Origin of the sequence: Mycolicibacter sinensis, from assembly GCF_001673565.1 — a bacterium.
In the GTDB taxonomy this organism is placed as follows: domain Bacteria; phylum Actinomycetota; class Actinomycetes; order Mycobacteriales; family Mycobacteriaceae; genus Mycobacterium; species Mycobacterium sinense_C.
Genome location: NZ_LZMF01000128.1, coordinates 1 through 11145, shown reverse-complemented (window position 1 = coordinate 11145; position 11145 = coordinate 1). Strand labels below are relative to the sequence as shown.

General features: G+C 68.1%; 11 protein-coding genes and 1 pseudogene. 5 read left to right on the top strand and 7 right to left on the bottom strand.

Translation table 11 applies throughout. The features are described 5' to 3' along the window. Positions 1-15 precede the first annotated feature (15 nt). The gene (locus A5648_RS18230) at positions 16-660 is read left to right on the top strand and encodes a PaaI family thioesterase (RefSeq protein ID WP_082966578.1); all 645 of its coding nucleotides are present in this window, start codon (positions 16-18) and stop codon (positions 658-660) included. A 269-nt stretch (positions 661-929) separates the two neighbouring features. Further along, complete coding sequence (locus A5648_RS18225) at positions 930-1487, top strand: hypothetical protein (protein ID WP_065025894.1); 558 nt, start codon at positions 930-932, stop codon at positions 1485-1487. Positions 1488-1497: 10 nt separating this feature from the next. Here A5648_RS18225 and glnA read toward each other — a convergent pair whose 3' ends face one another. Next, positions 1498-2934 carry a type I glutamate--ammonia ligase gene (gene glnA / locus A5648_RS18220; RefSeq protein WP_065025893.1) on the bottom strand — a complete coding sequence of 479 codons (1437 nt, stop codon included), beginning with the start codon at positions 2932-2934 and terminating at the stop codon, positions 1498-1500. Between the two features lie 121 nt (positions 2935-3055). Here glnA and A5648_RS18215 point away from each other — a divergent pair, with 121 nt between their 5' ends. Continuing rightward, entirely contained in the window at positions 3056-3526 is a 471-nt protein-coding gene (locus tag A5648_RS18215) for an RDD family protein (protein ID WP_065025892.1), read from the top strand. Here A5648_RS18215 and A5648_RS18210 read toward each other — a convergent pair. From A5648_RS18210 to sucB, 5 genes are read right to left on the bottom strand one after another with little or no spacing between them, the layout of a single operon-like run. Beyond that, entirely contained in the window at positions 3523-4275 is a 753-nt protein-coding gene (locus tag A5648_RS18210; RefSeq protein ID WP_065025891.1) for a DUF4191 domain-containing protein, read from the bottom strand. The two genes, A5648_RS18215 and A5648_RS18210, sit on opposite strands and share 4 nt — an antisense overlap. A gap of 31 nt (positions 4276-4306) precedes the next feature. Continuing rightward, positions 4307-5266 carry a lipoyl synthase gene (locus tag A5648_RS18205; RefSeq protein WP_165607370.1) on the bottom strand — a complete coding sequence of 320 codons (960 nt, stop codon included), beginning with the start codon at positions 5264-5266 and terminating at the stop codon, positions 4307-4309. Then, positions 5254-5949, bottom strand: coding sequence for a lipoyl(octanoyl) transferase LipB (gene lipB, locus A5648_RS18200; RefSeq protein ID WP_065025889.1), 696 nt, complete (start codon positions 5947-5949; stop codon positions 5254-5256). The genes A5648_RS18205 and lipB overlap by 13 nt, the downstream gene beginning before the upstream one ends. 19 nt (positions 5950-5968) lie before the next feature. Continuing rightward, on the bottom strand, positions 5969-6880 hold the full coding sequence (locus tag A5648_RS18195) for a TIGR01777 family oxidoreductase (protein ID WP_065025888.1): 912 nt from the start codon (positions 6878-6880) through the stop codon (positions 5969-5971). A 41-nt stretch (positions 6881-6921) separates the two neighbouring features. Further along, complete coding sequence (gene sucB, locus A5648_RS18190; protein ID WP_065025887.1) at positions 6922-8676, bottom strand: 2-oxoglutarate dehydrogenase, E2 component, dihydrolipoamide succinyltransferase; 1755 nt, start codon at positions 8674-8676, stop codon at positions 6922-6924. A gap of 209 nt (positions 8677-8885) precedes the next feature. Here sucB and A5648_RS18185 point away from each other — a divergent pair, with 209 nt between their 5' ends. Then, positions 8886-9782, top strand: coding sequence for a hypothetical protein (locus tag A5648_RS18185; RefSeq protein WP_065025886.1), 897 nt, complete (start codon positions 8886-8888; stop codon positions 9780-9782). A 14-nt stretch (positions 9783-9796) separates the two neighbouring features. Here A5648_RS18185 and A5648_RS18180 read toward each other — a convergent pair. Further along, positions 9797-11008: pseudogene (locus A5648_RS18180) on the bottom strand (leucyl aminopeptidase); the annotation flags it as partial. Here A5648_RS18180 and A5648_RS24735 point away from each other — a divergent pair. Then, positions 10965-11145, top strand: a 181-nt coding sequence (locus tag A5648_RS24735; RefSeq protein ID WP_275080651.1) for a M17 family peptidase N-terminal domain-containing protein, incomplete at its 3' end; no start/stop codon positions are given. The pseudogene A5648_RS18180 and the gene A5648_RS24735 sit on opposite strands and share 44 nt — an antisense overlap.

The window sequence follows — 11145 nt, the reverse complement described above, 5'->3', positions numbered from 1 at the left end:
AGGAGAACATCTGTGGTGGATTTCGGACCGGGCTCGAACGTGCCCACGATCAGCGCCGACGAGAGCGCGCTGCTTTCCCAGCGCTATGGGCCGCTGGCGCAGGCGGTACGTGAGCTGATCGATGCCACCATCCGCACTCAGGCCGACGACTCCACCATCCGGGAGGTGACCACTGCGGTGCGCCAGATGACCGAGCGGCTGCATGCCGGGATCCTCAGCGAGTCACCGGGATTGCGTTACGTCGTCGACGGGCGGCCGCTGGCGTGGGGCAACGCCGTGGTGGGCCTGCGCAATCCGATCGCCCCGCCGTTGGTGATCGAGCACGGCGAGAACGGTCACTGCTGGAGCGACTTTCATCTCGGCGCGGCTTACGAGGGTCCGCCGTCGCTGGTCCACGGCGGCGTGAGCGCGCTGGTGCTCGACCATCTGCTCGGTGAGGCGGCCAGCGAAGGACTGACCAAGCCGCTGTTTACCGGCACCATCACCGTGAAGTACCTGCGCGGCACACCACTGGGGCCGCTGCGCGCGGAAGCCTCGGTGTACCGCCGGGAGCGCATCAAGACGTATGCCCGCGGTCATATCGCCGACGCGTCCGGGGTCACGGTCGAAGCCGAAGGCGTATTCATCATGCCGGCCTGGGCGCGCGACGTGGTGGATTGAGCCCGGGGACACACTCTCTGGACCACGGGCCGATAAAAGACCCAATAGTGGACGAAACCGCAACTGTGGACAACCGAAGCAATCGGCCGGTTCGGAAAACCAGTGAATTGTTCCGAACATCTGTTACGGTTTTTCTTTGGAAACGTTCATGTCGGGGCGGCTGAAGCGTATCGGCGGCTCGGCACAACAGAGGGGGCAGGGAGATGTCTGGTCGCGTCCACCGCTGTGGTGTTGGAGCCGGCTTGATCGGTGGGACGGTAGCGGCTGCCTTGACGATCGGGCTGGGCGGCGCCCACGCCGATGCCGCCGATCAGCTCGCCGGTATCGCCGTCGCCGGCAGCAGCGCCGATTCGACCGACCTGTTGAGCATCGCCGGCACGAATTTTCTCGACGCCAAAGACATCCTTACCGGGATCGACAGTTCGGACCTGTCCGGCGACCTGCTGTCCGCGGTTGAGGCACTCCATCGCCTGCCGGACCTGCTGGGCAGGACGGTAACCCTATTGGACGGCCATCTGGTGCCGGCCGAAACGAGCATCCTCGAGAATTCCGGCTCCCTGTCGGAGTTGATCGACCAGTTGTTCTTCGCGCCGCTCAACCAGCAGTGGGAGAACGCCAGCGATTCCATCCTCAGTGCCACCCAGGCGTTCGACACGGCGATCGGGGACGGCTCACTGTCGGATGCGATCTCGGCTCAACTCCAGATAATCGGGGTCGACTTCTTCCAGATTATCCCGGCGGCGATCGCGTCCATCCCCGTCGTGTGGATCGGCAGCCTCTTCGACGACGCGATCGATGCGTCGGACCTTTTCAACCTCGCGTTCTGAGTGTCTCGACTCAGCAGTCGTAGTACAGCGCGAACTCGTAGGGGTGCGGGCGCAGATTGATCGGCGTGATCTCATGGTCCCGCTTGTAGCGGATCCAGTTCTCGATCAGATCCGGAGTGAAAACGCCGCCCTCTGTGAGGTATTCGTGGTCGGCTTCCAGGTTGTCCATCACCTGGGCCAGCGTGGCCGGGGCCTGCGGGATGTCGGCGGCCTCGTCGGGCGGCAGTTCGTAGAGGTCCTTGTCGACCGGGGCGGCCGGCTCGATCTTGTTTTTGATGCCGTCGATGCCGGCCATCAGCATGGCGGCGAACGCCAAATAGGGGTTGCCCGAGGAGTCCGGGCAACGGAACTCCAGCCGCTTGGCCTTCGGGTTGGTGCCGGTGATCGGGATGCGCACGCACGCGGAGCGGTTGCGCTGGCTGTAGACCAGGTTGATCGGCGCCTCGTAGTGCGGCACCAAGCGCTTGTAGGAGTTGATGGTGGGGTTGGTGAACGCCAGCAGCGACGGGGCGTGGTGCAGGATGCCGCCGATGCAGTGACGCGCCATGTCCGACAGCCCGGCGTAACCGGCCTCGTCGTAGAACAGCGGATCGCCGTCCTTCCACAGCGACAGGTGGACGTGCATGCCCGAGCCGTTGTCGCCGAAGAGTGGTTTGGGCATGAAGGTGACGGTCTTGCCGTGCGCCCAGGCGGTGTTCTTGATGATGTATTTGAACAGCATCAGGTCGTCGGCGGCGTGCAGCAGCGTGTTGAACCGGTAGTTGATCTCGGCCTGCCCGCCGGAACCGCACTCGTGGTGTCCGCGCTCCAGGGTCAGGCCGGCGTTGGCGAGGTTGGTGGTCATGGCGTCGCGCAGGTCGACGTAATGGTCGTTGGGCGCCACCGGGAAGTAGCCGCCCTTCGGGCGGGTCTTGTAGCCGCGGTTGACACCGCCGCCGATCTCGGTCGGCGAGCCGGTGTTCCACCAGCCCGAATCGGAGTCGACCTCATAGAAGGTGCCGTTCATCTGCGAGTCGAAGCTCACCGAGTCGAAGATGTAGAACTCGGCTTCGGCGCCGAAGTAGGCGGTGTCGGCGATGCCGGTGCTGGTGAGGTAGCTCTCGGCTTTGCGGGCGATGTTGCGCGGGTCCCGCGAATAGGGCTCGCGGGTGAACGGGTCGTGCACGAAGAAGTTCAGGTTCAGGGTCTTGGCCGCCCGGAACGGATCGATCTGCGCGGTGGAGAAGTCCGGCAGCAGCATCATGTCCGACTCGTGGATGGACTGGAAGCCGCGGATCGAGGAACCGTCGAAGGCCAACCCGTCCTCGAACACCCTCGAGTCGAGGGTGGACGCCGGAATCGTCAGATGCTGCATCATGCCCGGCAAGTCGCAGAACTGGATGTCGATGTACTCCACGTTCTCATCGGCCACGAGTTTGAGAATGTCGTCGGCCGTCTTGTCGGTCACAGAAGTGTTCTCCTCCGCTGGTAGCCCCGGTCGGGCCCGGGGTTGCCGCTGCTGAGGTTACGCAACGACGACAGGACCCGCCGAAGCCGGGTCGGGTTCCAACCCGCTTATCGTAGGGGGCATGAGCCGCACCTTCTCATCGTGGCTGTCCGGGCCGGAGTCGGCCGGACCGCAGCCCTCCGACAGCGCCCCGGGGGAGGCCCTGGGTCTGCCGCCCAGCGGCCCCGGCTCGTTGGCTTCGACGGGGCGTCGGGTGCTGGCCCTGGTCGTCGACTGGCTGGTGGCCTACGGGATCGCCGGCCTGGGCCTGGCGCTGGGCGTGGTGAGCCAGGAACTGCTGGCGACCGCGGTGCTGGCCATCTGGGTGGTGCTCGGGGCGGCTGCGCTGCGGCTGTTCGGCTTCACACCGGGCCAGTACGCCTGCGGGCTGCGGGTGATCCCGGTGGACGGCGCCGGCCCGGGAGTCGGGATCGTGCGCGCCGTGGTCCGTGGGCTGCTGATCGCGCTGGTGGTCCCGGCGCTGTTCACCGACGCCGACGGCCGCGGCCTGCAAGACCGGGCAACGGCGACCGCCGTGGTGCGCAGCCGCTAGCGCCGGCGCACCGCGCGCTGCACACCGCGCATCTTCGCCCCAGCCGGCATCGGCCCCTTCGGCATCGCCGCGGTTCCGGTCCGCGAACCCAGCGCGGCCAGCCGCGATTCCAGGGAGTCCATCTGCTTGGCCGAGATGTTGGCCGGGAGTTTGGTCAAAAATCGTTCCAGCTTGGCCAGCGGAACCTCGCCGTCACCGGCACCCACTACCACGTCGTAGATCGGAACGTCTCCGACCAGCCGGGCGGTGCGTTTCTTCTCTTGGGCGAGCAGTGGTTTGAGCCGGGAGGCCGAGCCCTCGGCGACAAAGATGATGCCGGGCCGTCCGATCACCCGGTGCACGGCGTCGAGCTGGCCGGTGGCGGCCACCCCGGGGGTGACCCGCCACTTGCCGCGCAGATTGTCCAGCGCCCACGCCGCCGCACCGGCCTGCCCCTCGGCCTTGCGGTACACCGACCGCTGGGCGCGGCGGCCGAAGATCACGAACGCCACCAGCGCACCCAGCAGTACGCCGAGCGGAATCGTCGTCACCTTGGCGAAGGTGCCGCCGTTGAGCGCCAGCGCGGTGGTGACCCCGACGACCAGCACGAAGGCGCCGATCATGTAGGGCAGTAGCCGCTTGTCCTCTTTGCGCTGCAGCTGGAAGGCCTGCCACAGCTGGGTGCGGCGCTCTTTGCCGGCTGCCTTGCGGGTGGCTTTGGCCGCCGCCCGGGCAGCCTTGTTCTCGGCGGAGGTGCGCGGTCTGGGCATAGCTACCAAGGATACGCAGCCCCGACCGCTGTCAGCCGTGGGCTGCGATCCCGTTCAGCTCGGCGCGACGAGCCATGGCCTGTTTGTAGAGCCGGCCGGCTCGGTACGACGAGCGAACCAGCGGACCCGACATCACCCCGGCGAACCCGAGCTCCTCGGCATACCGGGCGTGCTCGACGAACTCCTCGGGCTTGACCCACCGGTCGATCGGGTGGTGCCGTTCGGAGGGGCGCAGGTACTGGGTGATGGTGACCAGCTCGGCGCCGGCCTCGTGGATAGCGGCGAGCGCCTCCCGGATCTCCTCGGGGGTCTCGCCCATGCCCAGAATGAGGTTGCTCTTGGCGACCAGACCGGCGTCACGGGCCTGGGTCAACACGCTCAGGCTGCGCTCGTAGTTGAAGCCCGGCCGGATCAACCGGAAGATGCGGGGCACGGTTTCGACGTTGTGCGCCAGCACTTCCGGGCGCGTTTCGAATACTTCGCCCAGCAGGTCGGGTCGCCCGCCGAAGTCCGGGATCAGCAGTTCGACACCCGTTGACGGGTTGAGGGCCTTGATGGCCCGCACCGTCTCGGCGTAGAGCCAGGAACCCTGGTCGGGCAGATCGTCGCGGGCCACACCGGTGACCGTCGAGTACCGCAGGCCCATCGTCTGCACGCTCTCGGCGACCCGGCGCGGCTCGTCGCGGTCCAGCTCGGGGGGCTTACCGGACTTGATCAAGCAGAACGAGCAGTTGCGGGTACAGACCTCGCCGCCGATCAGGAAGGTGGCTTCCCGGTCCTCCCAGCATTCGTAGATGTTGGGGCAGCCCGCCTCCTCGCACACCGTGTGCAGCTTCTCCTGCTTCACCAAGACCTTGAGCTCGGTGAAATTCGGCCCCATCCGGGCGCGGGTCTTGATCCACGGCGGTTTGCGCTCGATCGGCGTCTCGGCGTTGCGTGCCTCAGCACGGCTTAACCTACGGCCTTCTTCGACGGCGCTCACCGGGTCGATGTTACGCGCGGCTCGAGATGGTCGCGTACCGGCAGCACACCGTCGAGCGCGTCGACGACCGCGCCGGCGACCGCTCGCCGGACATCGTCCACGCTGGTCACAAAGCCCAACTCCGCGGACAACGACGTCACGCCCGCGTCGGTGATCCCGCACGGCACGATCGAGCCGAACGCACTGAGGTCACAATCACAATTGAGCGCGAACCCGTGCAGCGTGGTCGCGCGGGCCACCCGTACGCCGACCGCCGCGACCTTGCGAGCGGGACGGACACCGTCGGCCGGCAACCACACGCCGGACCTGCCGTCGACCCGAACGGTATTGAGGCCCAAGGTGTTACACACCTCGATGAGTGATTCCTCAAGGCGCCGTACGTAGTTGACCACGTCCAGCGGTTCGGTCAGGCCGATCACCGGGTAGCCCACCAGCTGGCCGGGGCCGTGCCAGGTGATCTTGCCGCCGCGGTCGGTATCGACCACCGGCGTGCCGTCCACCGGGCGCTCATGCGGCTCGGTGCGCCGACCGGCGGTGTAGACGGGCGGATGCTCCAACAGCAACAGCGTGTCCGGGCCACCGGCCACCCTGGCGTCGGCCAGGTCACGCTGCAGCTGCCAAGCGGTGCCGTAGTCGACGGTGCCGAGTTGGCGCACATCCAGCGGCGCGGTGCTGGACCGGATGGACCTCATGCTCGCAGGCTACCCGGGGCTAAAGCGGGGTAGGGCGGGCGGTGGCGTAGCTGAGCGCCTGGCCGATGGTGTTGTGCCGGAATTGGAAGCCGGCCTGCTCCAACGCGGCCGGAATGGCGCGCTGACCGGTGAGCAGTCCCTCGTCGGCAAGTTCGCCGAAGGCGGCCCGGGCGGCGAACCCGGGCAGCAGCAGCGGTGCCGGCCGGTTCAGCGTCCGGCCGAGCGCGGCGGTGAACTCGGCGTTGGTGACCGGGGCCGGCCCGGTCAGGTTGACCGGACCGGTGATCGCCGACTCGGCCAGGGCGAACCGCAGCGCCCGGATTTCGTCGTCGAGGCTGATCCAGGACATGTATTGGCGGCCACTGCCCAGCCGGGTGCCCAGCCCCAGCGAGAACAACGGACGCAGCCGGCCCAAGAGCCCGCCGGAACGGGCCAGCACCAGGCCGGTGCGGGCCAGCACGACCCGGGCGCCGGCGTTCCGGGCGGTGTCGGTCGCCGACTCCCAGTCCTGTGCGAGCCGGGCCAGAAACCCCTCGCCGGCCGGGGCGGACTCGTCGACCGTGCGGGCGCCGGTGTCACCGTAGAAGCCGACCCCGCTGGCGTTGATCAGCACCGGCACCTGGGCCTCGGCCACCGCCGCCGACAGCACTTCGGTGGGGGTGATCCGGCTGTCGCGCAGGGTCTGCTTGAACGCCCCCGACCAGCGGCGGTCACTGATGCCGATGCCGCACAGATTGACCACCGCGTCGACTCCGGCCAGGGCGTCCACGTCGATGTCGCCGGCCTCGGGATCCCAGCGCAGCTCCCCGGCGTTGGCCGGTGCCCGGCGCACGATCCGAAGCACCCGATGGTCGGCGGCACGCAGGGCCGACACCAGAGCGGAACCGATCAGCCCGGACGACCCGGCGATCGCGACGATGGGGTTGCCCACAGCTGAAACCTCTTGCCGCCCTTCCCAAAGCTCCTAGACCGCTACAGCCCCAGCTCTGCCTCGAACGCGCCTTCTTCGAGGCGGTTCTTGATCGTGGTCACGAACCTGCCGGCGTCGGCGCCGTCGATCAAGCGGTGGTCGTAGGTCAGCGGCAGGTAACAGATCGACCGGACCCCGACCGACTCGTTGCCGGCCTCGTCGACGACGACGCGCGGCCGCTTGACGATGGCCCCGGTGCCGAGCATGGCAGCCTGCGGCGGAACCAGGATCGGGGTATCGGTCAGCGCGCCCTGGCTGCCGATGTTGGTGATCGTGAAAGTGCCCCCGGACAGTTCGTCCGGTTTGAGGCCGCCCGACCGCGCCCGGTCGGCGATGTCGGTGATGGCCCGGGCCAAGCCCGCCAGCGACAGGTCGCCGGCGTTGTGGATCACCGGGGACAACAGACCCTGCTCGGTGTCCACCGCGAAGCCCAGGTGCTCGGCGTCGAAGTAGGTGATCTCACGGGCGTCCTCGTCGTAACTGGCGTTGACGTTCGGGTGTGCCTTGAGCGCGTCGATCACCGCACGGGCGATGAACGGCAGGTAGGTCAGGTTGACGCCCTCACGCTCGGCGAAGTCGGCTTTGGCTCGGGCCCGCAGCGCCACGATCTTGGTCATGTCGACCTCGTGGGTCTGGGTGAGCTGAGCGGTGGCCTGCAGGGATTCGCGGGTCTTCTTGGCGGTGATCTGCCGGATCCGGTTGGCCTTGGCCGTGGTGCCGCGCAGGTGCGCCAGCGCCGAGACCGGGGCCGGCGTCGGGGCTGCCGCGGGTGCCGGGGCCGAGCGACGCTCGGCGGCCGGTGCTTTCTGCTTCTCCGCAAAGGCCAGCACGTCCTGCTTGCGGATCCGCCCGCCGACTCCGGTGCCGGTGACCCGGCTCAGGTCGACGTTGTTGTCGGTGGCGAGCTTGCGCACCAGCGGGGTGACGTACGGCGTGGCGTCGGTGCTGGGGGAGGACTGCGCCGCGGGCTCGGCTTCGGGTTCGGGCTTGGGTTCGGGCCGCGCTGCCGGCTCTGGCTTCGGTTCGGGCTTCGGCTCTGGCTTCGGCTCGGGTTTGCGCTCGGCCTGCGGCTCCGGCTCCGGCTCCGGCTCGGGTGCCGGTGCGGGCTCTGCTTTCGGGGCGGCCTGCGACGCCGAACCGATCTTGGCCAGTTCGCCGCCGACCTCGACGGTGGCGTCCTCTTTGGCGGTGATCGACAGCAGGGTGCCGGCCACCGGCGAGGGGATCTCGGTGTCGACCTTGTCGGTGGAGACCTCCACCAGCGGTTCGTCGACCTCCACCGAATCACCGACCTGCTTCAGCCAGCGCGTCACGGTGCCCTCGGTGACCGATTCGCCCAACTCGGGCATGAGCACCGGGGTGCCGCCATCGCCCGATTCCGCCGCCGCAGGCTTGGACGCAGCGGGCTCAGGCTCAGGCTCAGGCTCGGCCGGTTCGGACTCCGCAGCAGGCTCGGGCTCCGCAGCGGCAGGCTCTTCGGCCGGCTGGGCTTGCTCCTCGGCACTTCCGGAGCTTTCGCCGGCGTCGCCGATCAGCGCCAACTCGCCGCCGACCTCGACCGTGGTGTCCTCCTCGGCGACGATCTTGGTCAGCACGCCCGACACCGGCGCTGGGATCTCGGTGTCGACCTTGTCGGTGGAGACCTCCAGCAGTGGCTCGTCGGCCTCGACGGTGTCGCCCTCCTTCTTGAGCCAGCGGGTCACGGTTCCTTCGGTGACGCTCTCACCGAGTGCTGGCATCTGGACTGAGAACGCCATCGCTGTTGACTCCTCGATCGGTCGGTCGCTGCACGTCGTCCCATGAATACCACGTCAGTGGTGAGGAGGGGCGGTGCCCAGGTGGACTGTCGAAAACCATCCTGTCATTGCGCCATCGCGCGCACACACCGAGGTGGCGGTCGGGCGGTTCTCGACGCAGTCTGCTAAACCACCGTTGCCGCCGCTGACACGTCATTAATATCTCGCGGGTGCCCGCTGAGCAGATCGCCGAGGCTTGTGAGCTGTGGACCGGCTTCGACATATCGATCGTGGCCCGTAACTATGCGCAACTGGCAGGTCTGCTGGCCGGTTTCGCGTTCGTCGTCATCAATCTAGTGCTGGATCGTGCGTATCGGCGTCGTACCGACGGTGTTCCGGACGCACGCGAGGTCGAGCATGAAACCCTCACCGGCGTCGCACTGATGAACGCATTCCTCGGGCTGTTCCTGGCTGCGGCGCAATACAGTCTGCTGTCGGGCGAACAGGGTTGTGCGGTGACCAGCGGGCGTGCCACGTCCGCGGAACTGTTGGGCGGCATATCTTTTGTGGCCGCGCTCTACATCCTGCTGTACGCCATCGTGCAATTCGTCTCGGGTGCCGCCGGCGCACTGATCAGACACTGCGTGTTCATCGTGGCGGTCCTGGTCCCGCCGATCGCGGTGTTCTTCGTGGAAGCGACGTTGACCGACTTGGCGCTCTCGCTCGGTGATCCGCAGACGCGTCGGCCGTTGCAGCCGCTGTGGGATCAGGCCAACCAGTTGTCGCTGCCCATCACGGCGGTCGTCGGGGTCGTCTGCGCGCTCGGATGGTTCCTCGGGCGCCGGCGACGGCGTAGCGAATCGCCGATCGGGCCCATGGCTGGGCGCATCCGGACGGCGTTTCCGTATTTGAGCACCGTCGTCATCATCGCGGCGATCGTTCGCGCCATGGCGGCGCTGCCGAAAACCGATGTGACAGCCCACCTCAGCTCGACAGAAGCCTGGGTATGGGTCGTCGTTTTCGCCGTGTTGATGCTGATTCAAAGTGCTGCGCTGTCTTTTCAACAAGGGGTGGAAACCCCGTACCGCCCCGCGCAGCACACCGGGAGCGCAGACGACAGCGCCTGACTCGCGGCGGGGCGTTATCCGTTTGCGGCGATGTCCTCCAACACCGCGAACATGGTCCGGGTCGGCACGCCGGTGCCGCCTTTGACGGTGTAGCCCCACGCGCCGGCGGTGTTGTAGGCCGGGCCGGCGACGTCGATGTGTGCCCAGGCCACCCCGTCGGCCACGAACTCACGCAGGAACACCCCGGCGACCAGCATCCCGGCGAAGCGCTGCCCGCTGACGTTGGCGAGATCGGCGACCGTCGACTTCAGGTCTTCTTTGAGCTCGTCGGGCAGGGGCATCGGCCAGCCGTTCTCGCCGACGGCCTGCGAGATCGCCGCCACCCGATCGCGGAACTCGTCGCTGCCCATCACCCCCGGGGTGCGCGAGCCGAGCGCCACGGTCTGTGCACCGGTCAGCGTCGACGTCTCGATCAGGTAGTCCGGGTCGTCCTCACACGCCCGCACGATCGCGTCGGCCAGGATCAACCGGCCCTCGGCGTCGGTGTTGAGCACCTCGACGGTGGTGCCGCCGTACTGGGTGAGCACATCGCCGGGACGCTGCGCAGTGGACGACGGCATGTTCTCGGCCATCGGCACGGTCGCGATCACCTCGATCGGCAGCCGTCGCCGCGCGGCCAGCACCACGGTCGCGATCACCGCAGCGGCCCCGCCCATGTCGGAGGTCATGTGGTGCATCGAGGCGGCCGGTTTGATCGAAATGCCACCGGTGTCGAAGGTGATGCCCTTGCCGACCAGCGCCACCCGCTTGGTTGACGTCGCCTCCGCGGGCCGGTGGATCAGCCGCACCAGTCGCGGCGGGCGCGCGGAGCCCTTGCCGACACCGATCACCCCGCCGTAGCCGGCGTCGGTGAGTTCCTGCTCGTCGAGCACCTCGACGTCCAGGCCGGCGGCTTCCCCCAACGCGCGGGCCCGCTCGGCGAATTCAGCCGGAAACAGGTGACTCGGCGGGGTGTTGACGAAGTCGCGCGCGGTGGCGACCGCGGCGGCGACGTCGGCGCCGTGGCTCGCGCGCGTCTCGGCGTCGCCCGCGGCGCAGACCACGGTGACGGCTTGCAGACCCGGATCTTTCGGGGCGGTCTTGTCGGTGCGGAACGCGGTGAAGCGGTAGCCGCCCAGCAGCAGACCCTCGACGGCGGCGGCCACCACATCCTCATCGGGCTCGCCGGGCAACCCGGCCAGCGTGCTGACCGTCGGACTGGGCAAGGCTCGCGACTCCTGGCCCGCCGATCTGGTCCGGCGCGCCGCAGGCACGGCGGCACGCTCGCTGAACGGCACCGCCGAGGTGGTCAGCACGCTGGCCGGGTTGCCCGGCGAGCCCGATGAGGATGTGGTGGCCGCCGCCGTCGAGGGTCTGCTGCTGG

Coding starts and splice junctions, on each gene's coding strand:
- A5648_RS18215 (WP_065025892.1), top strand. CDS start 3,056: ATGAGCCGCACCTTCTCATCGTGGCTGTCCGGGCCGGAGTCGGCCGGA.
- A5648_RS18210 (WP_065025891.1), bottom strand. CDS start 4,275: ATGCCCAGACCGCGCACCTCCGCCGAGAACAAGGCTGCCCGGGCGGCG.
- lipB (WP_065025889.1), bottom strand. CDS start 5,949: ATGAGGTCCATCCGGTCCAGCACCGCGCCGCTGGATGTGCGCCAACTC.
- sucB (WP_065025887.1), bottom strand. CDS start 8,676: ATGGCGTTCTCAGTCCAGATGCCAGCACTCGGTGAGAGCGTCACCGAA.